This is a genomic window from Variovorax sp. J31P179, from assembly GCF_030316985.1.
Classification (GTDB): domain Bacteria; phylum Pseudomonadota; class Gammaproteobacteria; order Burkholderiales; family Burkholderiaceae_C; genus Variovorax; species Variovorax ginsengisoli_B.
Genome location: NZ_JASZYL010000002.1, coordinates 54,793 through 77,895, shown reverse-complemented (window position 1 = coordinate 77,895; position 23,103 = coordinate 54,793). Strand labels below are relative to the sequence as shown.

At 68.7% G+C, this 23,103-nt stretch carries 20 protein-coding genes; 10 read left to right on the top strand and 10 right to left on the bottom strand.

Features of this window, described 5'->3' with window-relative positions; genetic code table 11:
* Positions 1–28 precede the first annotated feature (28 nt).
* The 6 genes from QTI17_RS04685 to QTI17_RS04660 all read left to right on the top strand — a co-directional run bounded on the left by QTI17_RS04685 (position 29) and on the right by QTI17_RS04660 (position 6,778).
* Positions 29–2,422, top strand: a complete 2,394-nt coding sequence (locus tag QTI17_RS04685; RefSeq protein ID WP_286531474.1) for a penicillin acylase family protein — start codon at positions 29–31, stop codon at positions 2,420–2,422.
* Positions 2,423–2,518: 96 nt separating this feature from the next.
* On the top strand, positions 2,519–3,157 hold the full coding sequence (locus tag QTI17_RS04680) for a CDP-alcohol phosphatidyltransferase family protein (protein WP_286531472.1): 639 nt from the start codon (positions 2,519–2,521) through the stop codon (positions 3,155–3,157).
* 7 nt (positions 3,158–3,164) lie between these two features.
* Positions 3,165–4,826: a phospholipase D family protein gene (locus tag QTI17_RS04675; RefSeq protein WP_503011019.1), complete on the top strand. Its 1,662-nt coding sequence runs from the start codon at positions 3,165–3,167 to the stop codon at positions 4,824–4,826.
* 25 nt (positions 4,827–4,851) lie between these two features.
* Entirely contained in the window at positions 4,852–5,466 is a 615-nt protein-coding gene (locus QTI17_RS04670) for a histidine phosphatase family protein (protein ID WP_286531469.1), read from the top strand.
* Between the two features lie 20 nt (positions 5,467–5,486).
* Positions 5,487–6,446, top strand: a complete 960-nt coding sequence (locus tag QTI17_RS04665; RefSeq protein WP_286531466.1) for a DnaJ C-terminal domain-containing protein — start codon at positions 5,487–5,489, stop codon at positions 6,444–6,446.
* A gap of 5 nt (positions 6,447–6,451) precedes the next feature.
* Complete coding sequence (locus QTI17_RS04660; RefSeq protein WP_286531463.1) at positions 6,452–6,778, top strand: chaperone modulator CbpM; 327 nt, start codon at positions 6,452–6,454, stop codon at positions 6,776–6,778.
* A 25-nt stretch (positions 6,779–6,803) separates the two neighbouring features.
* Here the strand turns inward: QTI17_RS04660 and QTI17_RS04655 are convergent, their stop codons facing one another.
* Complete coding sequence (locus tag QTI17_RS04655) at positions 6,804–8,540, bottom strand: dipeptidase (protein WP_286531461.1); 1,737 nt, start codon at positions 8,538–8,540, stop codon at positions 6,804–6,806.
* A 134-nt stretch (positions 8,541–8,674) separates the two neighbouring features.
* On the opposite strand from QTI17_RS04655, the gene QTI17_RS04650 reads away from it, so the two are divergent.
* Positions 8,675–9,376 carry a hypothetical protein gene (locus QTI17_RS04650; protein WP_286531460.1) on the top strand — a complete coding sequence of 234 codons (702 nt, stop codon included), beginning with the start codon at positions 8,675–8,677 and terminating at the stop codon, positions 9,374–9,376.
* A 32-nt stretch (positions 9,377–9,408) separates the two neighbouring features.
* Here the strand turns inward: QTI17_RS04650 and mmsB are convergent, their stop codons facing one another.
* From mmsB to QTI17_RS04620, 6 genes are all read right to left on the bottom strand, one after another.
* A complete protein-coding gene (mmsB, locus tag QTI17_RS04645; RefSeq protein ID WP_286531458.1) occupies positions 9,409–10,299 on the bottom strand; it encodes a 3-hydroxyisobutyrate dehydrogenase in 891 nt (296 codons plus the stop codon).
* Positions 10,300–10,339: 40 nt separating this feature from the next.
* Positions 10,340–11,455 (bottom strand): enoyl-CoA hydratase/isomerase family protein, encoded by a 1,116-nt coding sequence (locus tag QTI17_RS04640; protein ID WP_286531456.1) that lies wholly within the window; start codon positions 11,453–11,455, stop codon positions 10,340–10,342.
* Complete coding sequence (locus QTI17_RS04635) at positions 11,452–12,606, bottom strand: acyl-CoA dehydrogenase family protein (RefSeq protein WP_286531455.1); 1,155 nt, start codon at positions 12,604–12,606, stop codon at positions 11,452–11,454. Before QTI17_RS04635 ends, QTI17_RS04640 begins: the two co-directional genes overlap by 4 nt.
* A 10-nt stretch (positions 12,607–12,616) precedes the next feature.
* Positions 12,617–14,140: a CoA-acylating methylmalonate-semialdehyde dehydrogenase gene (locus tag QTI17_RS04630; RefSeq protein WP_286531454.1), complete on the bottom strand. Its 1,524-nt coding sequence runs from the start codon at positions 14,138–14,140 to the stop codon at positions 12,617–12,619.
* Positions 14,141–14,277: 137 nt separating this feature from the next.
* Positions 14,278–14,928 (bottom strand): isochorismatase family protein, encoded by a 651-nt coding sequence (locus QTI17_RS04625; RefSeq protein WP_478140971.1) that lies wholly within the window; start codon positions 14,926–14,928, stop codon positions 14,278–14,280.
* Between the two features lie 310 nt (positions 14,929–15,238).
* Positions 15,239–15,856 (bottom strand): cysteine hydrolase family protein, encoded by a 618-nt coding sequence (locus tag QTI17_RS04620; protein ID WP_286531453.1) that lies wholly within the window; start codon positions 15,854–15,856, stop codon positions 15,239–15,241.
* Positions 15,857–16,014: 158 nt separating this feature from the next.
* Between QTI17_RS04620 and QTI17_RS04615 the strand changes: the two genes are divergently transcribed.
* On the top strand, positions 16,015–16,980 hold the full coding sequence (locus tag QTI17_RS04615) for a GlxA family transcriptional regulator (protein ID WP_286531450.1): 966 nt from the start codon (positions 16,015–16,017) through the stop codon (positions 16,978–16,980).
* A 100-nt stretch (positions 16,981–17,080) separates the two neighbouring features.
* On the top strand, positions 17,081–17,983 hold the full coding sequence (locus QTI17_RS04610) for a LysR family transcriptional regulator (protein ID WP_286531448.1): 903 nt from the start codon (positions 17,081–17,083) through the stop codon (positions 17,981–17,983).
* Positions 17,984–18,035: 52 nt separating this feature from the next.
* Here QTI17_RS04610 and QTI17_RS04605 read toward each other — a convergent pair whose 3' ends face one another.
* Positions 18,036–19,553: a flavin-containing monooxygenase gene (locus tag QTI17_RS04605; RefSeq protein ID WP_286532137.1), complete on the bottom strand. Its 1,518-nt coding sequence runs from the start codon at positions 19,551–19,553 to the stop codon at positions 18,036–18,038.
* Positions 19,554–19,662: 109 nt separating this feature from the next.
* Here QTI17_RS04605 and QTI17_RS04600 point away from each other — a divergent pair, with 109 nt between their 5' ends.
* A complete protein-coding gene (locus QTI17_RS04600) occupies positions 19,663–20,883 on the top strand; it encodes an FAD-dependent oxidoreductase (RefSeq protein ID WP_286531446.1) in 1,221 nt (406 codons plus the stop codon).
* Between the two features lie 39 nt (positions 20,884–20,922).
* Here QTI17_RS04600 and QTI17_RS04595 read toward each other — a convergent pair whose 3' ends face one another.
* Positions 20,923–21,633 (bottom strand): YebC/PmpR family DNA-binding transcriptional regulator, encoded by a 711-nt coding sequence (locus tag QTI17_RS04595; protein ID WP_286531444.1) that lies wholly within the window; start codon positions 21,631–21,633, stop codon positions 20,923–20,925.
* 71 nt (positions 21,634–21,704) lie between these two features.
* The gene (locus QTI17_RS04590) at positions 21,705–23,096 is read right to left on the bottom strand and encodes a CoA transferase (RefSeq protein WP_286531443.1); all 1,392 of its coding nucleotides are present in this window, start codon (positions 23,094–23,096) and stop codon (positions 21,705–21,707) included.
* Positions 23,097–23,103 lie beyond the last annotated feature (7 nt).

The following is a 23,103-nucleotide window of genomic DNA, read 5'->3' as shown; positions in this document are numbered from 1 at the left end:
GGCTCGTTTCCACTCCCGAGCCTCGAACATGAATCACAGGAAGAGTCCGCTGCCCGCCCCGGGCGCGGTGGCCCTCGCACTGGCCGCGCTGCTGGCCGGCTGCGCCAGCACCCCGGCCCCCGGCACCCGCAGCGTGACGATCGAACGCACCACCTTCGGCATCGCCCACATCACGGCGCCCGACTACGAAGGCATCGCCTACGGCGTCGGCTACGCCCATGCGCAGGACAACGTCTGCCAGACCGCCGAGCATCTGCTGACGGTGCGCGGCGAGCGCTCGCAGTTCCTCGGCGCCGACGGCATGGGCGAGCTCGGCCTGGGCCGGGCCAAGAACGCCCAGATCGACCTCTTCGTGCGCGCGCACATGGACGACGCCGCCCTCGCGCGGGCCGCCGCCGACCTCAAGCCCGACGTGCGCGACTCGCTGCGCGGCTATGTGGCCGGCTACAACCGCTATCTGCAGGACGCGGGCCCGAACGGCCTGCCCGAAGCGTGCCGCGGCAAGCCCTGGGTGCGGCCGATGACGCAGGCCGACCTGGCGCGCACCACCGAGATGTCGATGATCCAGGGCGGCATCGGCGCCCTGGCGGCCGCCGTGCTCGCCGCCGAGCCGCCGGCCGCCGGCACCAAGACCTCGGCCGCTGCGGTCGACCTGCCGCAGGCGGTGGCCGAAATCGCGCGCCACAGCTTCAATGCCAATCCCGAAGGCGGCGAGTTCGGCTCCAACGGCTGGGCCTTCGGCCGCAACGCAACGCCGGACGGCCGCGGGCTGGTGCTCGGCAATCCGCACTTCCCGTGGACCGGCACCAACCGCTTCTGGGAGCTGCACCTGACGATCCCTGGCAAGCTCGACGTCATGGGCGCCACCGGCGGCCTGAGCCCGGTGGTGTCGATCGGCTTCAACAAGGACGTGGCCTGGACCCACACGGTGTCGACCGGCAAGCGCTTCACGCTGTACGAGCTGAAGCTCGATCCGGCCGACCCGACGGTCTACCTCGTCGACGGCCAGCGCCGGAAGATGAGCGCCAGGACGATCGTCCTCCCCGCGGCCGCCGCGCCGGGCGGCGCACCGGCGCAGAAGACCTTCTACAGCACCGAATGGGGCCCGGTCATCTCGATGCCGCGGGCCGGGCTCGACTGGACCGCCACCAAGGCCTACGCGATCCGCGACGTCAACACGCTCAACACCCGCTCGGCCCAGAGCTGGATGCAGATGGCGCTGGCGCGCAACGTGGCCGAACTGCGCACCGCGATGGGCAACCAGGGCATGCCGTGGATCAACACCATCGCCGCCGACCGCGACGGCAACGCGATGTACGCCGACCTGTCGGTGGTGCCCGACGTCTCGGCCGAGCTGCTCAAGTCGTGCGCCCCGTCGCCGGCCGCCGCGGCGCTGCTCGGCGCCGCCGGCCTGCCGGTGCTCGACGGCTCGCGCTCGGCCTGCGCCTGGAACCGCGACGGCGCGGCCGCCCAGCCCGGCACGATTCCGCCGGCGCGGATGCCGGTGGTCGTCACGTCCGACTGGGTCCAGAACAGCAACGACAGCTTCTGGCTCAGCAACCCGCGCATCGCGGCGCCGGCCGGCATCTCGCCGCTGGTCGGCTTCACCGGCACCGCGCAGCGGCTGCGCACCCGCAGCGGCATCATGGAGATCGAAGGCCGGCTCGCCGGCAGCGACGGCCTGCCCGGCAACAAGATGGGCGGCAACGAACTGCGCAGCGTGATCTTCCGCGACAAGAATCTGGCAGGCATGCTGGTGATGGACGACCTCGCGGCGGCCTGCGGCGCCAACGCCGCGGCCCTGGCCCCCGACCAGGCGCTCGGCTGCCGCGTGCTGACCGGCTGGGACCGCACCAGCAACAGCGCCTCCAAGGGGGCGCCGCTGTTCCGCGAGTTCTGGCGCAAGGCGAAGGACGTGCCGAAGGTCTGGCGCGTGCCCTTCGATCCGGCGCGCCCCGTGGTCACGCCGGCCGGCCTCGACATGGCCACGCCGGCCACCCGCGACGCGGTCTTCAAGGCGCTCGGCGATGCGGTCGGCATCGTGCGCGTCGCCGGCTTCGCGGCCGACGTGCCGCTGGCCGAGGTACAGGCGCGCACGGTGCGCGGCCAGAAGATCGCCATCCCGGGCGGCGACGAGTTCGAAGGCGTGCTCAACAAGGTCGAGAGCCAGGGCCAGTCCTATATCGATCCGAAGGGCTACAACGTCAACTACGGCAGCAGCTACATCCAGACCGTCGGCTTCGACGAGCGCGGCCCGGTGGCGCAAGGCCTGCTGACCTACGGCCAGAGCAGCGACCCGGCCTCGCCGCGCTCATACGACCAACTGCCGCTGTTCTCGGCCAAGAAATGGCACCCGCTGCCCTTCCACCGCGCCGACATCGAGGCCCAGCGCGAAGGCGCCCCACTGCGACTCGCCTATTGAACCGCCCTGCGGAGCCGGCTCGGCATCAGAATGCGACTACACGCCCCGGCTCGCGGTTGAGCTAAGGTGCAGTCGCATTTCTCCATGGAACCCAGCATGTCCACTTCAGCCCCCGCGCCGGCCCGCAAGCATTTTTCGATGATCCGCGGCTTCCATCTCGCCGATGCGTTCACGCTCGGCAACGCGGCCTGCGGCGTCGGCGCCATCTTCCTGGCCATGGCCTTCATGCGCAGCCAGTCGCTGGCGCACTTCCTCTGGGCCGCGGCGCTGGCGCCCGCGGCCTTCGTCTTCGACGTCTTCGACGGCCGCATCGCGCGCTGGCGCCAGACCCACTCGGCGCTGGGCCGCGAACTCGACTCGCTGGCCGACGTGATCTCCTTCGGCGTGCTGCCGGCGACCCTGGCCTTCGCGGCCGGCCTCGACGGCGGCTGGGACTGCGTGCTGCTGATCTATTTCGTCTGCTGCGGCGTGAGCCGCCTGGCGCGCTACAACGTCACGGCCGAAGCGCTCTCCGAGGGCGCGGACAAGGTCAAGTACTTCGAGGGCACGCCGATCCCGACCAGCGTGGTGCTGGTCGGCCTGCTGGCCCTGGCGGCCTGGCAGGGCCACATCGGCGACGCCGTCTGGGGCGGCGCCTGGTCGATCGGGCCCTGGGTGCTGCATCCGCTGGCCCTGCTGTTCGGCCTCTCGGGCACCTTGATGATCAGCAAGACGCTGCACATCCCGAAACTGTGACGCGTCGATGACGGCTGACGGCCGGCTCGCGGTTTCAACCTGCCTAGAATGGCCGCACCGTCATCGTCGGAAACGCGCCGTGCCACTTTCAGCCTCACGTGTCCTGATCGCCTTCGTTCTCGGCCTGGTCCTCACCGGCTGCGCCAGTCTGCCCGGGAAGGTCGAACGGACCGAGTCGCACGCCCTCGCCAACACGGCCGACACCCGGCTGGCCAAGACCTTCGGTCCGGCGGTGGCGGCCCATCCGAATCAATCCGGCATCCGCGCGCTGCAGTCGGCCGAGGACGCTTTCGCGGCCCGCATCCTGCTGGCCCGCCGTGCCGACCGCAGCCTCGACCTGCAGTACTACATCTGGCGCAACGACACCACCGGCAAGCTCATGTGGCAGGCCCTGTGGGACGCGGCCGAACGCGGCGTGCGGGTGCGCGTGCTGCTCGATGACGCCAACACCGGCGGGCTCGACCCGATGCTGGCGGCGCTCGACGCCCATCCCAACATCGAGGTGCGGCTCTTCAATCCGTTCGCCAACCGGGGCCTGCGGGTCGGCGACTTCGCCCTCGACTTCTCGCGCGTCAACCGGCGCATGCACAACAAGTCCTTCACCGCCGACAACCAGCTCACGATCGTCGGTGGCCGCAACATCGGCGACGAGTATTTCGGCGCCAACATGGAGGTCGGCTTCCAGGACCTCGACGTGGTGGCGGTCGGCCCGGTGGTGCGTGAAGTCTCGACCGCCTTCGACCTGTTCTGGAACAGCGCCTCGGCCTATCCCGCCGCCAGCCTGCTGGCGCCACCGGGCCCGGGGGCGCAGGCCGACCTGAAGGCCGGCTGGGACCAGGTCGCGCGCGATCCCGAGGCCACGCGCTACATCGACGCCGTGCGCCAGACCCCGCTGCTGCGCGAGCTCAACGACGGCCGCCTCACGCTCGACTGGACGAGCGCCCACGTCATCCACGACGACCCGGCCAAGGTGCTCGAAGCGACCGACCGCAGCGACCTGCAGATGATGCCCCTGCTGGTCGCGGCCTTCGGCCAGCCCCGCCGCGAACTGGACCTGGTCTCGCCCTACTTCGTGCCCGGCAAGGACGGCACCAGGTCGCTGGTGACGATGGCCGGCTCGGGCGTCAAGGTGCGCGTGCTGACCAACTCGCTGTCGGCGACCGACGTCAGCGCGGTCCATGCCGGCTACGCCAAGTACCGCAAGCAGCTGCTTGAGGGCGGGGTCCGGGTCTACGAGCTGAAGCCCGGCGATGCGGTGCCGCCGCCCGACAAGGACAAGGGCCAGGACGGCGAACGAGGCGGCGGACTGCCGGGCAGCGGCAGCCGCGGCAGCTCGGCGTCCAGCCTGCACGCCAAAACCTTCGCGATCGATCGCGAGCGCATCTTCGTGGGCTCCTTCAACCTCGATCCGCGATCGGCCCGGCTCAACACCGAGATGGGCGTGATCATCGACAGCCAGAACCTGTCCGGCCAACTGGCCCGGCAGTTCGACGCCGCGATCCCCGCCAAGGCCTTCGAGGTGCGGCTGCAGGCGGACGGCCAGGGCATGGAATGGATCGAGCAGAGTCCGCAGGGCGAGGTGCGCTACACCACCGAACCCGGCGCCGGCGCGCTCAAGCGGGGCTGGATCGACTTCCTCGGCGTGCTGCCGATCGAATGGCTGCTGTAACTCCCCTTTACCCGGAACCCACCCGATGAATCCCGGCCTGCTCCAACTCGCCACCCTGGCCGCCGCGCATCCGCTCGCGCCGGCCTGCGACCACTTCTACTTCCTGCGCCATGGCCAGACCGAGTGCAATGCGCGGCGCATCTTCCAGGCCGCCGACGAACCGCTCAGCGCGCTCGGCCTGCAGCAGGCGGCGCGCGCCGCCGAGCTGCTGGCCGGCGAGCCGATCCGCAGCATCGTGAGCAGCAACGTGCATCGGGCCCTGACCACGGCGCAGGCGGTGTCGGCGCCGCACGGCATCGCGCCCTGGGTGCACGAGGGCCTGCGCGAGCGCCACTTCGGAGAGCTGATCGGCACCTCGTCCGCGAACATCGACTGGGCCTGCGCGCCCGCGGGCGGCGAGACCCTGCCCGAGTTCGTGGCCCGCAAGCGGGAAGCCCTCGACCAGGCGCTGGCGCAGCCGGCACCGGTGCTGATCGTGGCCCACGGCGGCTCGCTCTACGTGCTGGCGGCGCTGCTCGGCGTGCCGGTCGACATGGGACTGCTCGGCAACGCGCAGCCGCTGCGCTTCGAACGCGACGGCGCCGGCTGGCGCGTCAAGTCGCTGCTGCAGCAAGTCGACGGCGGCGCCGCCATTGCCTGACAACTCTTCGCGGAACCGCCATGGACTTCAAGGACTACTACAAGACGCTCGGCCTCGAGCGCGGGGCCTCGGAAGACGAGGTGCGCAAGGCCTACCGCAAGCTGGCGCGCAAGTACCACCCCGACGTCAGCAAGGAAGCCGACGCCGACCAGCGAATGCGCGAGATCAATGAGGCCAACGACGTGCTGCGCGACAAGGAAAAGCGCGCCGCCTACGACCAGCTGGCCGACCATGTCGCGCGCGGCGGCAGTCCGGACGGCAGCTTCAGGCCGCCGCCGAACTGGGACGAAGGCTTCGAGTTCCACCGGGGCGCCAACCAGGGGCCGGCCGACCACGCAGACTTCAGCGAGTTCTTCTCGTCGGTGTTCGGCGCCGCCGAACGGCGCGGTGCCGAACGCCGCAACTACCGCGCCCGCGGCGAGGACCATCACGCGGCCATCGAGATCGCGCTGGAAGATGCGCTCAACGGTGCCGAGCGCGAGATCACGCTGCGCTCGCAGGAGCTCGACGCCCAGGGCCGTCCCGAGTTCAAGACCCGGACGCTCTCAGTGAAGATCCCGCCCGGCGTGCATCCGGGCCAGTACATCCGGCTGGCGGGCCAGGGCATGCCGGGCCACGGCGGCGAGCCGGCCGGCGACCTGTACCTCGAGGTGCGCATCGCGCCGCATCCGCTGTACCGGGTCGAGGACCGCGATCTCTACATGACCTTGCCGATCACGCCGACCGAAGGCGCGCTCGGCGCGCAGGTCAAGGTGCCGACGCCGGGCGGCGGCGTGGTCGAGGTCACGGTGCCGCCCAAGGCCCGCAACGGACTCAAGCTGCGCCTCAAGGAACGCGGCCTGCCGGGCAAGCCGCCGGGCCACCTGTATCTGCTGCTCGAGATCGCACTGCCGCCGGCCGACACCGACGCCGCGCGCAAGGCCTACGAGCAGCTCGCCCAGGCCGCGCCATTCGATCCGCGGCGCCATCTCGGAGTGTGACGACCATGACTTCCTCCGTCTCCATCACGACCACCACCCTGAGCGCCTCGCACCCCCTGGCCGCCAGCGAACTCGCGCATGCCTGCGGCGCGCAGCTCGACTGGGTGGTCCAGCTGGTCGAGGTCGGCATCATCGAATCGCGCACGCCGGCCGAGCGGCCGGACGACTGGCGCTTCCATGGCGCAGACCTGCAATGCGCGCTGGAGGCCCGACGGCTGGAGCGCGACTTCGGCGTCGGGCTCGACGCGGCCGCGCTGATCCTCGACCTCGAGCACGAGGTGCGGCGGCTGAAGGGCGTGCTGCGGGCGCAGGGCCTGGGGCGCGAGATCTGAAGAAGATCCTGCCGCCGGGCGGGGCCTACTGCATCGTCTTCAGGTTCCCGATCCGCACCAGCATCTCGGTGAACATCTGCATGTCGGCGTCGAGGTCTGCCAGTTCCTTGTATTCCTTGGCGTTGTGCGCCGTGTACTTCTTGCCGGGCATCGCCGGACCGAAGTTGATGGCATTGGGCATCAGCTTGGCGGTGGTGCTGCCCGCGGTCGGCACCGGCTTGGCTTCGAGTCCCGTGGTGTCGCCGAAGATGTTCAGCAAGGTCGACAACCAGGCGCCCTTCGGGTCGCGTGCCATCCAGTCGACCTGCACATAGTCGATCTCGACCCGGGCCTGGCTCGCCGCGGCCCACTCGTCGATCTTGGCCTTCAGCGTGGCGGTGAGCTGCTCGGGCGTGCTGCCGCGCGGCATGCGCACATTGGTGGTCACTTCGAGCTTGCCGTCCTTTTCGCGGATCAGGTTGGGCGACAGGGTCAGCGGCCCCATGAAGTCGTCCTGGTAGCCGACGCCCATCTTCTCGCCGAGGTAGCCGGTGCCATAGAGGTCGATCAGGTACCTGACGGCCTTGGTGTAGTGGTTGCCCGCGGTCACCACGCCGGACTCCTGCAGGAAGAGCGCGAGCCGCGGCAGCGGGTTGACGCCCTCCTCCGGCCGCGAGCCGTGCGCCGACACGCCCGTGACCTTCACCTCGATGCTGTCCGCGCCCTTGGCGATGTCGATGCCGAACTTGCCGCCCTGGCCCTCGTACTTGCGAATGAAGGGGCCCTTGACGAATTCGAGCCGGGCCGCCACCTGCGCCAGGTCGCCGCCCTTCAGCGTGGCGGTCGCCGTCTGCGGCACCGCATTGGCCGACGAGGCGCCCGCCATCGCGGTGATGGCGGTGCGCACGGCGCTGCTGCCGTCCGCCTCCTCGACCGGGAAGAAGACCTTGAGCGCACCCGGGCCCTTCTCGGCGACCACGGCCGGGTACTTGCTGTCGAGCACGATGTTGTAGTCGGGCAGCGGCGTCTTCGCGCGGTAGTACTTCATGCCGTCGCCGCCGGACTCCTCGGCGGTCTCGATCATCAGGCGGATCGTGCGGGCCAGCGGCAGGCCGCTTTCCTTCACGGCCTTCATCGCGTACAGCACCGCCGCGATCGAGCCCTTGTCGTCGATCGTGCCGCGCCCGTAGAGCGTGCCGCCCACGCGCGTCATCTTGAAGGGATCGAGCCGCGTGCCATCGTCGAGCACCCACTCGTCGGCCACCACGGGCACGACGTCGGCGTGGGTCAGGATGCCGAACTCGTCGGCACTCCGGCCCGGCAGCTTGACCTCGAAGATCCGGTTGTCGACGTTGCGGTATTGCAGTCCGAAGTCCTTGGCCATGCGTTCGACCAGGCGTCCGAACTCGATGATCTGCGGGCTCTCGTGCGGCGGCACCTTGTCGTCGCGCACCGTCGGGATCGCGACCATCGCCTCGAGCGACGACAGCACCGCCTTCTGGTTGTGAAGGCGGTTGTAGAGCCCCAGCAGGCGCGCGACCTGGGTCAGGTCATCGCCGGCGAGCGGCCGCCTGTGCTCGTAGGCCGCAATGGCGGGCTTGAGCCTGGGATCGGCCTTGGCGGCCTGCGCCAGGAAGGCGCGGAAGCTGGCCGAAGGCGCCGCCTGCTGGGTCGCGGCGAGGCGGTCGAGCTCGGGCTTCTTGAGGGTGTCGGCGGCAACAACCGGGGCGGCGAGGGCCAGCGCGAGGCTCACCGGGAAAATGGATAAAGTGAATCGATGCATGGTGAGGGTCCGGCCTGGGAACTTGGGCAGAGGCATGCAAGTCTACGACCGGAAAAAGTAGGCGGCGGCTGGCAGACGCCGCGGCGCCCAGGCCGAAAAATGCACGCTTGCGTCCCGTTGCCCAAGGAGTTCCGATGCCGGTGATCTGCGCCGCCTGCCAGACCGAAAACCGCGATGCCGCGAAGTTCTGCCACGGCTGCGCCCGCAAGCTGCCCGGCTTTGCCGCCACCGGGCCTTCTTTGCTGGATGGCCTGCGCTCGAAGCGGCCGGCCGCCGCAGCCGCGGCGCACCCGGCCGGCCTCGCCGGGCAGAACGCGCCGCGCGAATTCTGGCTCGGGCTGGGTGCGCTCATGCTCGCGGTGGCGATCGGATTCGGCGGCTGGTTCGGCTACGTGACACGCAAGGTGCCCGCACCCGCGCCCGCAAGCGGCGCGGCGCCGGTGGCGGTCGCGCCGCCAGCACCCGCGCAGGCCGCCGAGGCGCGCAGGCCGCCGGAGCCGATGCCGCAGCCGGTGCCGCTCGGCTCGTCGCTGAGCGCCGGCGAAGCGGAAGTGACCGACAAGCCGCCCGCGCCGCCACCCGCCGTCGCCGCAGCGCCCGCGCCGCCGCCCCCCACGCCCGCGGCGGTCGAACGCCGGCCGGCGCCGACCGCACCCGCGCGCGCGGCCGCACTCGACCCACGGCAGGGCTGCCAGAACCTCAACTTCTTCTCCGCCGCCCGCTGCGAAGCCGCGCATTGCGACCAACCCGCCTACACCCGCCATCCGCGCTGCAATGAAGTGCGGGCCGACCGGCGCCGCGACGAGGCGCGGCGCAATCCGATGCTCGGGACCTGAGGCGGCGGCGCCGAATCTGGCCTGCTTCGGAATCAGGCTGCCTTGCCCTGCACCAGCTTGATCACGCTCGAGAAATCCAGCGCCCCATGGCCGCCGAGGCTGTGGGCGGCATACAGGTTGCGCGCCAGCCCACCGAGCGGCGTCGAGGCGCGCACCGCGGCCGCGTTCTCCTGCGCCAGACCCAGGTCCTTCAGCATCAGGTCGGTGCCGAAGCCGCCCGCATAGCCCTTGGATGCCGGCGCGTTTTCCATCACGCCAGGCAGCGGGTTGTACTTCTCGAGCGCCCAGTTGCCGCCCGAAGAGCGCCGCATGATCTCGGACAGCACCTTCGGATCGAGGCCGTTGGCCACCCCCAGTGCGATCGCCTCCGAGGTGCCGATCATCAGGATGCCGAGCAGCATGTTGTTGCAGATCTTGGCGGTCTGGCCGGCACCCGCGGCGCCGGCGTGGAAGATGTTGGCGCCCATCTTCTCGAGCACCGGACGGGCGCGCTCGAGGTCGGCCTCGGCACCGCCGATCATGAAGGTCAGCGTGCCTGCGATCGCGCCGCCGGTGCCGCCCGACACCGGCGCGTCGATCACCGCGATGCCTCGCCTGGCACCCGCTTCGGCGACCTTTCGCGAGGTCGCCGCCGCGATGGTGCTGCTGTCGATCACCAGCGTGCCCGGTGCGATCTTCTCGAGCAGCCCGTCGCTGCCCAGGTACAGGCCTTCGACATGCGCGCTGGCCGGCAGCATGCTGATCACGACCTCGGCGCCGGCCACGGTCTCGGCCGCCGAGGCGGCGATCGCCAGGCCCTCGGCCGCGAACTTCCTGCAGGCCTCGGCCGAGAGGTCGAAGGCGCTCAGCGTGTAGCCGGCCTTCAGCAAATTGAGGGCCATGGGCCCGCCCATGTTGCCGAGGCCGATGAATGCGATCTTCATGTCGTCTGTCTCCGTTCTTGTGGGGATGCGGGCGGCACGCTCAGGCGAGCGACACCAGTTCGGGCGCCATCTCGCCGCGCGGGCGCAGATGATCTTCGATGAAGGCCGGCGTGATCTCCTCGAGGGTGGCCGGGCTCCATCGCGGATTGCGGTCCTTGTCGACCAGCACGGCGCGGATGCCCTCGGCGAAGTCCTTGTGGGCACAGAAGCCCAGCGAGGCCCAGTACTCGAGCCGGAACACTTCGGCCAGCGACATCCGCGGCACCCGCTGCCAGAGCGCGAAGCTCAGCGCGGCCGAACTCGGCGCGCCCTTGGCGAAGGTCTTCGCGGCTGTCTGCAGCCATGGGTCTTCGTGCTGCAGCTTGCGCAGCCGCTTCGCGATGTCGAGCAGGTCGTCGCCGGCCATCAGCGCGTTGATGGTGTCGAAGTGCTCGCGCAGCTTCGAGGGCGGCAGTTCGGCGCCTTCGCCGGCCTGCGCCAGCAGACGAGACAAGGTGGCGCGGTCGGCTGGCGCATCCGACTGCCATGCGGTCGAAGCCATCGAGGACAGGACTTGCGCCTTGTTCTCGTGCGGCACCAGCAGGTCGGCCAGGCCGCAGAAGATCGCATCCGCGGCATTCAGCGGCGCCGCCGTCAGCGCCAGGAACAGCCCCACCCGCCCCGGCATGCGGCGCAGGAACCAGCTGCCGCCCACATCCGGGTACAGGCCGATGTTGATCTCGGGCATGGCGACCCGGCTCTGCGCCGTGACCACGCGGTGCGAGCAGCCCGCCATCAGGCCGACGCCGCCCCCCATCACGATGCCGTGGCCCCAGCACAGGAAGGGCTTCGGGAAGGTGTGGATCAGGTGGTCGAGCTCGTACTCCTCGGCGAAGAAACGCTCGGCATATTCGTTGCGTTCCGGACCGCATTCGAGCAGCGTCTGGTAGAGCTGGCGCAAGTCGCCGCCGGCGCAGAAGGCCTTCTCGCCCGCCGCATCGAGCAGCACGCCGACGATGCCCGCATCCGCCGCCCATTCGCGCAGCTTCGGCGTCAGCAGCCGCACCATCGCGACCGACAGCGAGTTGAGCGAAGCCGGCGCGTTGAGCGTGGCGACGCCGAAGCGCTTGCCGTCGGCGGTCTTGATTTCGTTGAAGAGAATGACGGAGTCGGTCATCGGATGTCGGAGTCGCCTTCGAGAAGTTTGCGCGCGACGATCACGCGCATGATTTCATTGGTGCCTTCGAGGATCTGGTGCACGCGCGCATCGCGCACCAGCCGCTCCAGCGGGAATTCGCTCAGGTAGCCGTAGCCGCCGTGCAGCTGCAGCGCGTCGTTGCAGACATTGAAGCCGGCATCGGTCGCGAAGCGCTTGGCCATCGCGCAATAGGTGCTTGCGTCGGCATGGCCGGCATCGAGCTTGCTCGCGGCCAGCCGCACCATCTGCCGCGCCGCGACCAGTTCGGTCGCCATGTCGGCGAGCTTGAACTGCAGCGCCTGGAAGCTGGCCAGCGGCTTGCCGAACTGCTGGCGCTCGTGCAGGTAGCGCCGGGCGGCGTCGAGCGCGCCTTGCGCCGCGCCGACCGAGCAGGTCGCGATGTTGATGCGACCGCCGTCGAGCCCCTTCATCGCGATGCGGAAGCCCTCGCCTTCGCTGCCCAGCAGGTTCTCGGCCGGCACCCGCACGTTGTCGAAGTCGATGGTGCGCGTGGGCTGGCTGTTCCAGCCCATCTTGTGTTCCTTCTTGCCGTAGCTGATGCCGGGCGCATCGGCCGGCACCGCCAGCGCCGAGATGCCGCCGGCGCCGCCGCCGCCGGTGCGCGCCATCAGCACCAGCACGTCGGTCGATCCGGCGCCCGAGATGAAGGCCTTGCCGCCGTTGATGACGTACTCGCTGCCCTGCAGCTCGGCGCGCGTCTTGAGCGATGCGGCGTCCGAGCCGGCGCCGGGCTCGGTCAGGCAGTACGAGGCCAGCTTGCGCCCGCTGGTCAGGTCCGCGCCCCAGCGCTCTCGCACTGCCGGACCGCCCCAGGCGCCGAGCATCCAGGTCGCCATGTTGTGGATCGTGATGAAGGCCGTCGTCGACGGATCGACCGCGGCCATCTCCTCGAACACCAGCGTGGCATCGAGGCGCGGCAAGGCCAGGCCATCGATGCTGTCCGGCGCATAGAGCCCGCAGAAGCCGAGCTCGCCGGCCTTGGCGATGGCGTCCTTCGGGAAGATCGCCTCGGCGTCCCAGCGCGCCGCGTGCGGTGCGAATTCGTTCAGGGCAAAGTCGCGCGCCGTCTGGGCGAAGGCGCGCTGCTCCTCGGTCAGCTCGAAGTCCATGCGGACGAGCTTACTTCAGGCTGATGGTCGTGTTGACGCCGTGCGAGACGGTGCTGTCGTCGAACCAGCGCGCCGTGACGGTCTTGGTCTGGGTGTAGAACATGATCACTTGCTTGCCGTACGGCCCCAGGTCGCCGAGCTTCGAGGCCCGCGATCCCGTGAACGAGAACATCGGCACCGGCACCGGGATCGGCACGTTGATGCCGACCTGGCCGACGTCGATGTCTTCCTGGAAGCGGCGCGCCGCGGCACCCGACTGCGTGAAGATCGCGGTGCCGTTGCCGTTCGGGTTGGCGTTGATCAGCTCGATCGCCTCGTCGATGCTCTCGGCATTGGCCAGGCACAGCACCGGGCCGAAGATCTCCTGTTCGTAGATCGTCATGCCGGGCTTGACGTCGGCGAACACCGTCGGGCCGACGAAGTTGCCCTTCTCGTAGCCGGGCACGGTGGGCTTGCGGCCATCGAGCGCCAGGGTCGCGCCATCGGCCACGCCGCGCTCGATCAGGCCGTTGACCCGGTCGTAGGCCGCGCAGGACACCAGCGGGCCGACGTCGACGCCCTTCTCGGTGCCGGCGCCGATCTTCAGCGTCCTGGCCTTCTCGACCAGGTCGGGCACCCACTTCTGCGCCTCGCCGACCAGCACCGCCACCGACACCGCCATGCAGCGCTGGCCCGCGGCACCGAAGCTCGCGCCGGCCAGCGCGTTGAGCGTCTGCTCCTTGTTGGCGTCGGGCATCACGATGGCGTGGTTCTTCGCGCCCATCATGCATTGCACGCGCTTGCCGGTGAGCGTGGCGCGGTTGTAGACGTGGGTGCCGACCTTGGTCGAGCCGACGAAGGAAATCGCCTTGATGTCCTTGTGGTCGCAGATCGCGTTGACCACCTGCTCGCCGCCGTGGACCACGTTGAGCACCCCGGCCGGGATGCCGGCTTCGAGCGCCAGTTCGCACAGGCGCATCGTGACCATCGGGTCTTGCTCGGAGGGCTTCAGCACGAAGGTGTTGCCGGTGACGATCGCCATCGGGAACATCCACAGTGGGATCATCGCCGGGAAATTGAAGGGCGTGATGCCGGCGCAGACGCCCAGCGGCTGCAGCAGCGTGTAGGTGTCGACCCCATTGGCCACGTTGTTGGCCAGTTCGCCCAGCTGCAGGTTGCCGATCGACGCCGCATGCTCGACCACTTCGAGGCCGCGGAACACGTCGCCCTCGGCGTCGGGCAGGGTCTTGCCCTGCTCGGCCGTGAGGATCGCGGCCAGCTCGGCCATGTTTTCGCGGATCAGCTGCTGGTACTTGAGGAAGATCCGGGCCCGGGCGCCGATCGGCGTCTTGCGCCAGGTCTTGAAGGCTTCCTTGCCCGAGGCGACCGCGGCGTCGACTTCGGCCGGGGTCGCGAACGGCACCTTGGCCAGCACTTCCTGCGTGGCGGGGTTGACGATGTCGCGCCACTCGGTGGTCTTCGACTCGACGAACTTGCCGCCGATCAGCAGCTTGACGGTGGCGACCTGGGTCGCGGAGTTGGTGGTGGCGTCCATGTGAACTTGTCTCCTTGGAATGGGGGGGTCTGCAGCGGCTCATCCTAGCTTTGCACTTTTGCCATGGCAATAGACAAATATGCACCTTCGATCTGCATAATTGCAGATCGAAGGTGGGGACAACCTGCGACCGCCAACTAACGCAGAGGCAAGCGAAGAATCTCTGCGGTGGTCATCACGTCGCCGAAGGTGTCTTCGATTTCGGCGAGTGCGGCGGCGTGCAACTCGGCGCTTTCGACGGCATCGCCATTCCTGCGGGTAATGACGCGTGTTGCCGCGGCATCGGACGCCACCAGCACCTGGTAGCCCAGCGGCACTGCATCACGTGCGGCAGCAGCGATACAGGCGTGGGTCATCAGCCCGGCGACAACGATCGTCTTGATCCCGGCTTCTTTCAGCCGGCGATCCAGGTCGGTGCTGGCGAACACGCTGACGGAGGTCTTTTGCAGCACGGTGTCCTGCGGACGCGGCTCCATTCCAGGATGAAACTTGACCGTCTCGCCGTCCACGGCGAACACCGCCGATCCTGCCGGCGCGATGTGCTGGACCTGGAACACCTGCATCTTCGCGGCGTCGGCGAGTCGCAAAAGGCGCTGGGCGTTGGCCTGTGCCTTCTCGCCGTCGGGAATCGGCATGCGGCCGTTGAAGTATTCGTTCTGAAAATCGATGACTACGAGCGCCGTGGTTCGTGGGTCGAGGTGATCGAGCGGCTTCACGCCGAGCATGGCGCGGATGGTCGGATGGCTGTTGGCCGGCGGCTCGGCGGCCATCGCCCCTCCGAAGACCATCGGCGCGAGCCCGAGTAGCAGGGTGTTGCAGACCGCGAAGAACTTGCGTTGGAACATGGAGAAGCAGTTCAAGGCACTGTCCCTTGCTTGAGGTTGTGTCCATAGGGGCAACGAAGGATCGTCTCGATCGCGTTGGAGAGCAGGCCGTTGGCTCAGATGCCATGTCAGCGCTGATTCCAGCAAGGCGTAGTTTTTCTGCATGGCTGTATCGACCGCAAGAACTGCGTTGCGTGCACGCACGCGAGTACCCGAAGCGAATGCCACCATGTCGAGATCGTGGGAGTCAATGTCTTCCAAAATGAACGCGCCCTCAGATCAGCGACAGACGCAGTACCTGCTCGGTCGTCAGGATGTCGCCGAAGGTGTCGTCGATGGAGGCCAGGGCCGCTCGATGCAGATTCGCATGAGTCACGCCTGACGACGCACCATCGCTGCCGTCCAGATCGCGCGTGGCGCAGGCATCGTCGACGACGATGACCGAATACCCCAGCGGCACCGCGTCGCGCGCAGCGCCGGCCACGCAGGCATGGGTCATCAGGCCGGCGATGATCAGGGTTTCGATGCCGGCGGCGCGCAGACGACGGTCGAGATCGGTGGTGGGGAACACGCTGACCGAGGACTTTTTCAGCACCACATGATGCGTCGCGGGCTGCAGGTCGCGGTGAAATCGAACGCCGTCGCCGCCCTCCGCGAAGATCGGGCTCCCTGCCGGCGTGACATGCTGGACATGGAACACCGGCATCTTCGCCTGATCGGCGTGGTCGATCAGGCGCTGGGCATTGCGCAATGCGCGCTCGCCGTCCGGCAGCGGCATCCTGCCGCTGAAATACTCGTTCTGGAAATCGATGACCAGCAAGGCGCTGCGGGACGCATGGATGGTCTGAGCCGCGGTGGCGCCGCTCATGGTGCGGATCGTGGGATGATTCATAGTGTGTTCGATGTTGTTTCGTGTTCGTTGTTGACGTGGCTTCTTCTCAGCTCTCCCTGGCCTTGGCGGCAGGAAGTGGATCTTCCAGGACCGGCCCGTTTGCCGAAAGCACGCTGGAAGACAACAAGTGATCGATTCGGGCCAAAACAATGACCACCTTGGATTCAACAGAAACACATACCGTCGCCGTGATCGCTTTCGACGGCATCAGCGCCTTTCATCTTTCGGTACCCAGCATCGTGTTTGGCGACAACCTCGCGCGCCTGGGCGTGCCCCGTTACCGACTGCTGATTTGCGGCGAAAGGACCGGGTTGGTATCGACCCTGTCAGGCTTCGATATCGATGTGCCGCACGACCTGTCGGTGCTGCAGGAGGCCCACACCGTGATCGTGCCGGCGTGGCGGGACCCCGATGAACGCCCGCCCGAAGCACTGTTGCAAGCCCTGTGCGCAGCCCACGAACGCGGCGCACGGATGGTTGGCCTTTGCCTGGGCGCGTTCGTCCTCGCCGAAGCGGGCCTGCTGGATGGCCGCACCGCATCGACCCACTGGGTATGGGGCAGCGACTTCGCGAAGAAATACCCCAAGATCAAGCTGGACCCGAAGGCCCTCTTCCTGGACGATGACGACATCCTCACCTCGGCGGGCACGGCCGCCGCCATCGACTGCTGCCTTCACCTGCTGCGGCGTGATCACGGCGCCGAGGTGGCGAATCACGTGGCCCGGCGCCTGGTGGTGGCGCCTTGCCGACATGGCAATCAGGCGCAATACATCGAACAGCCGCTGCCGAAGGCAGACGGCCGGGATCTGCTCGGCAAGACGCTCGACTGGGCCATCGCGCATCTGGAACAACCGTTGTGCCTTGACCAACTCGCGGCCAGATCGGGGCTGAGCCGGCGCAGCTTCACCCGGCGCTTCAAGATGAAGACGGGGACCACGGTGACGCAATGGCTGCTGAGCCACCGGTTGTCCGCGGCGCAGCGCCTGTTGGAGACCACCGACAAACCGATCGAGCGCATCGCCGACCTCGTCGGCTTTGGCTCGACGGTGTCGCTGCGCCGGCACTTCGTCGCGGCCTTCTCGATTTCTCCTTCTGCCTACCGAAAGCAGTTCCCTCGAGCCTGATCGGTCGACATCGGAGTTGCGCGAAGGGGGTCTGCAGCGACGGTTCCCGGCTTTTCACTTTTGCGATCGCAATAGAAATCGATCTGCATAATTGCAGATCATGGACTGGGACAACCTGCGCTTTTTTCTCGAGCTTTCCCGCACCGGCACGCTGGTCGGCGCGGCGCGGCGGCTGGCGGTCGACCACACGACGGTCGCGCGCCGCATCCAGGCGCTCGAGAAGCAGGTCGGCGGCGCCCTCTTCTCGCGCGAAGCCGACGGCCACCGCCTGACCGAGGCCGGCCGCCGGCTGCAGCCGCAGGTCGAGGCGATGGAGGCAGCCTTCCACACGGTCGAGCGGTCGGCGCCGGCGTCGCAGGAGGGCTTGTCGGGACTGGTGCGGATCGGCGCCACCGAGGGCTTCGGCACCGTGGTGCTGGCGCCGCAGCTGGCGCTGTTCGCGCAGGCGCATCCGAAGCTGGTGATCGACCTGCTCGCGATGCCGCGGCTGGTGCACCTGTCGCGGCGCGAAGCCGACATCGTGATCTCGCTCGAACGGCCGGCCCGCGGGCCGGTGGTCGTCGCCAAGCTCAGCGACTACGTGCTGCGGCTCTATGCCTCGAAGGCGTACCTGTCGAAGCACGCCCCGATCCGCAACCGCGACGACCTGCGCGGCCATACCTTCATCAGCTACGTCGACGACCTGCTCTTCAGCAAGGAACTGCAATACCTCGACGAGCTGTACAAGCCCGACTCCTTCGCGCTGCGCAGCACCAGCATCCTGGCGCAGCACCAGGCCACGGCGGCCGGCGCCGGCATCGCGGTGCTGCCGGCCTTCATCGCCGAGCGCGACAAGTCGCTGCGCCGCGTGCTGCCGGCCGAAGCCAACTTCACGCGCACCTTCTGGATATCGGTGCCGGCGGAGACGCGGCACCTGGCGCGGATGAAGGCGGTGTGGGATTTCCTGCGCGCGACGGTGGAGGCTCAGCGGGACGTCTTGTTGCCGCCGGGGTCTGAGGGCTGAAGCCTGGCGGGCCCCTGCGGCTTTCTCAATGGACCTGATGGCACAACTTACATTACGGCCGCGCCCACGCCGCCGCCTGCGGAGACTGCGCGCCGCAGGCCAGCCGCCGCAGCTGCTGCAATTCGAATTCCTGAAACTGCGAAGACTGCATGCAGCCGAAGGCCCTGGCCTCTTCGGCAAACCGGTCCGGCGCATCCGGCAACGCATCGCGACCTTCGAGGCGAAACGAAACCGGCGCCAACGGCCCGAACAACAAGGCACGCGCGAGCCGAGGCCAGCGCTGCGGATCGGGCTCCACGCCCGCGGCGCGCGCAAACAGCAAGGCCATCAGGTTCATCTTGGTTTTCTCCGGCACGCCACGCGCGCGGCACTCGGCAACGCCCATCTCCATTTCTTCAAGTGTGGGCGCTGCGATGGCGCCGCTCCAGACGTAGGCGATCCAACGGGCCTGCAACTCGACCGGCGGAAACATCGGGCCCGACTGATCCCAGATGCCCACGAACGCGAGTCCGGGCAGCTGCGGATGGAAGGTGTGGCGGAAGAGATCGAGCCGTTGCGCGTCAAGGCCCAGCATGCGGCGGGTCGGCTCGCCGAGGAAGGGCATCTTCAGCTCGAAGCCGGTGCCGAAAACGATGCCGTCGTAGGTCTCGGCGGACCCGTCCCTGAAGCGAACACGCGTGTCTTCGACCCTGTCGAACCAGGGACGCACCTCGATCCGGCCCTCGGCGACCAGAGGCAAGAAATGCTGGCTCAATGTCAGACCCGCTTCGAGGATGCTGTCGGCCGGCTTCGGCGCGCCGAATTGTTCGGGACTACCGCCCCAGGCCAGCACCAGCCCCTTGAGCATTTCTCCGAATTCGCCGCGCGGCAGCGACTCCTCCGCCAATGCCTGGAAGCGCGTGAACACGCGATGGTCCGAGGGCACGCCCGCCACCAGCTTCGGCAACACATAGCGCTGCCGACGATGGCACAGGTCCACCCTTGCCGCGCCGAGCATGCAGAGATCGCTGGCGACCTCGAGGGCACTGATGGCACAGCCCGCGACGAGCACGCGCTTGCCGCGGTAGCGCTCCGGATGCTTGTAGGCAGAGGTATGCGCCACGCCATGGCTGCCCGAAAAAGACGCCAGCCCCGGCACCTCGGGAATGCGCGAGTGCTGGAAGCGGCCACAGGCGACCACGACTCTGTCAAAGATCTCTGCGTCGTGCGCATCGTGGCGCACGGCCCAGCCGCCAGGCACGGGCGCAATCTCGTGCACCTTGGTGCGCAGTCGTATTCGCCGGGACAGGTCGAATCGGTCCGCAAAGCGCAGCAGGTAGTCGCCGATCTCGCGATTGGACGGATAGACCGCGAGACCCGGCGCGTGCGGCAGGTCGCTGAACTGGGTGAGAACGCGGCTGGTGTTGGTGCGCATCGATGGCCATACGCCGCTGCAGATCGGATCGCCGCTCCATTGGCCGCCAGGCCTTTGCGCCTGCTCGAACAGCACGGGCTCGAAGCCTTCGGATTGCAGGTAGCGGGCAGCGACCAACCCGCCCGGCCCGGCCCCGATGATTGCGACTCTTGGCATCGTTGGAACCTCCATCCTCGCCGGGATCGTCGCTGCTGGGGACGCTTCCCGATGCGGGGTCGATTCTCTCAGCTGCTGCTGATATGCTGGCGCATCGCATCTCCTCCGCATGCAGCCACTGCAAAGAAAACTGAACATCGGAATCGCCGGTGCCGGGCCCGCCGGTCTGGCGACCTCCATCGCGCTGGCGGGCTTGGGCCACCGGGTCGAGGTCTTCGAGAAGCACCCGACGCTTGAACCCTTGGGCGCGGGGCTGCTCATCCAACCGCAAGGACTTCGCGCGCTCGAAGCACTCGGCGTGCGGCGCAAGTTCGATGAGGTCAGCGTCCCCATCGGACGACTGCTTGGAACCAGCCACCGCGGCTGGCGCGTGGTCGACATCGACTACGAAGATGCACCCGCGCGCGCCGTCAGCCGGGCCCTGCTTGCTCGTGTTCTCTACGAGGCGGCCCGATCCGCCGGCGTCCATTTCTCATTGGCTCGCCATGTCGAGTCACTGGATGTGGTGGATGGGCGTGCGAGAGCGACGACGAATGCCGGCGCCTCGGATTTCGACCTGTTCGCCATTGCGGATGGGGCAGCTTCCCGCTTGAGGGAAAGCGCCGGCCTTGCGGGCCCTTCCAAGGCCTACCGGTGGGGCGCCCTTTGGGGCCAGTTCTGGGTGCCGGCCTGGAAGGATTCCGGAGTGCTTCTGCAGCGGTTCCGGGGAACCTCGGAGATGATGGGCCTTCTGCCGACCGAGCTTTCGGGCAGCGCCGTCCGGCTGTCCTTCTTCTGGAGCATTCGCGGCGACCGCTACGCAGCCTGGCGCTCGGCCGACCTGGCTGGATGGCGAGCGCATGTGCTGTCGCTCTGGCCCGAGTCCGAGCCCGTGGTCAGCCAGATTCGCCATCACGACGATCTGGCGTTCGCGACCTATCGCCATACGTGGCCGCGCTCGATGGGCGCCGGCCCGCTGTGCGTGGTCGGCGATGCGGCGCATGCCATGAGCCCTCAGCTCGGACTGGGGACGACGCTCGCCGTGGAAGACGCCCTCGCGCTTGCCCAGGCCGTGGCGCAGCACGGGGCGATGGGAGCGACGCAAGCGTTTTCATCGCGACGGTTGCGGCGTTCCCAGAGTTTTCAGACCTTGAGCCGATTGCTGACCCCGTGCTTCCAGGCGCAGGGTGCAGGCGTGTGGCGGGACGTGGCGTTCGCAACGGGACTGCGCATTCCGGGCGTGCCCTGGCTGATGAAGCGCAGCCTGGCGGCGCCTGCGAGATCCCATCCTGGCGGGACGGCGGCGGCGTATCCACCAGCCGACCCCAGTCGGCCCGCCCCTCTCGCATGACGCCCGGGCCGGTACGCCAGGCCTGGCGACAATCGCGAGCTACCCCGCCAGCCCCACGAACACGTTCTGCACGTCGTCGTTCGCATCGATGGCGGCCAGGAAGGCCTCCACCTCTTCGAGATGCTCGGCGCTCAGGCTCGCAGGATCGATCGGGTTCTTGGCCTTGTAGCCGAGCTTGGCCGACAGCACCGTGAAGCCCTGGGCCGGCAGCGCGCGGCTGACCAGGTCGAGGTCCGCCGGACTGGTCAGGAACACGGTGACGCCCTCCTCGCCCGGCTCGAAGTCCTGGGCCCCGGCCTCGATGGCCGCGAGCTCAGGGTCGGCACCGGCCTGCCGGGCTTCGGCCTCGATCATCCCCAGGTGGTCGAAGTCCCAGGCGACCGAACCGGACGCGCCCAGTTGCCCCTTGCGGAACAGCACCCGCATCTCGGGCGCGGTGCGGTTGACGTTGTCGGTCAGGCATTCGACCATCACCGGCACCCGGTGCGGTGCGAAGCCTTCGTAGATCACGTGATCGAAATGCACCGACTCGCCGGTCAGGCCGGCACCCTTCTTGATGGCACGCTCGAGCGTGTCCTTGGGCATCGAGACCTTGCGGGCCTGCTCGACCACCAGCCGCAGCCGCGCGTTCGACGCCGGATCGGCCCCGCTGCGGGCGGCGATCATGATTTCTTTCGCGAGCTTGCCGAACAGCCGGCCCTTGGCGTTGGCCGCCAGGTCCTTGTGCTTGGCTTTCCATTGCGCGCCCATGTGTTGTGTCCTTGAAGTTCGGCTTTGCCGCGGGTACAGGATTTTGCCGCAAGGCCAAGGCACGACGGCCGCTACCGGCCTTGCGCCGGCCACACCGCCGGATCGCTCCCCGGCGGCACCGAAGGCCGCGACCACCCCGCTGGCGTCCGCGCCAACTGCGCGCTGTGCCTCAACCCGCACAGCTCGCCGAAGCCCGAGGCCGAGGTCTCCAGGTACGGCGTCCGATCGGGCACGGCCACCCCGAGACCGCCTTCGATCCGCCCCAACCCGCGCAGCCAGCGCCCGGTCTGCGCCAGCGACACCTGCACGTGCCAGCTGCCGCCCTCGCGCTGCTGGCGCCACAGCGCCGCCGCCGCGCCCATCGCGATCAGGTAGCCGGTGGCCTCGTCGAGGATCTGCATCGGCAGCGGCCGGGGCTTGCCGTCGCCGGCGGCCTCGCCCTCGGCGTGGTTGAAGCCCATGGCCGTCTGAACCAGCGAATCGAAGCCGCGCCGCCCGGCCCAGGGTCCGCGCGTGCCGTAGGCCGAGAGCGAGACGTGGACGATGCCGGGCCGGATGCGCGACGTGTCTTCAGGCCCGAAGCCGAGCGCCGCCAGCCCGCCGGGGCGATAGCCCTGCACGAACACATGCGCGTCGGCCAGCAGGCGCACCAGCGTCTCCTTGCCTTCGGCGGTCTGGAGGTCGACATGCGCCGACAGCTTGCCGCGGCTGGTGTCGGCGATGGCCTCAATGTTCGGCAGCTTCGGCGAGTTGACCAGCATCACGTCGGCGCCATAGGCCGCCAGCGCGCGACCGCCCACCGGGCCGGCCAGGATGCGCGTGAGGTCGAGCACGCGCAGGCCGGCCAGCGGGCGCTGGTCGTCCGCCAGCGGCGGCAGCGACTGTGGCGATGCATCGCCGATGCGCTCGATGGTGAACAGCGGCTGATCGGCCAGCGCCCTGCCCTGCGGGGTCGCATCCCACTCTTCGAAGCGCCGCAGCGCGGTCGCGACCAGGCCTCGCGCGGCCGCCGCCTCTTCGAAATCGACCGCCTTCCAGCCCTGCATCGCGGCTTCGGCATCGGCGCGCTGCGCGCGCTGCGGGTCCAGCCCCAGCAGCCGCAGCGCACCTTCGCGATGGTGAGCGAAGTTGGCATGGATGCGCACCCAGCCATCCGAGCTGCGATAAAGGCCCGAGAAGGCATCCCAGAGCTCGGGCACCCGGCCGTCGAGGCTGAACCACCCGGTGCATTCGAGCGCCGCATGCCGCATGTCGACGCTCACCGCCTGGCGCGCGGCGCCGCGCTGGTGGCCGAGTTCGCAGGCCGCCAGTGCCGCCGCCGCGATGCTGCATTGGGCTGCGGTGCCCACCGCAAAAGACGAAGGCAGCACCGGGTCGGTGCCCGGAAGCTGCGCAGAGGCCAGTGCCTCCTCGGGCAAACCGGCCTGCAGCCAAATGCTGCGCAGGGCATCGAAGGCGTTCATGGCGCGG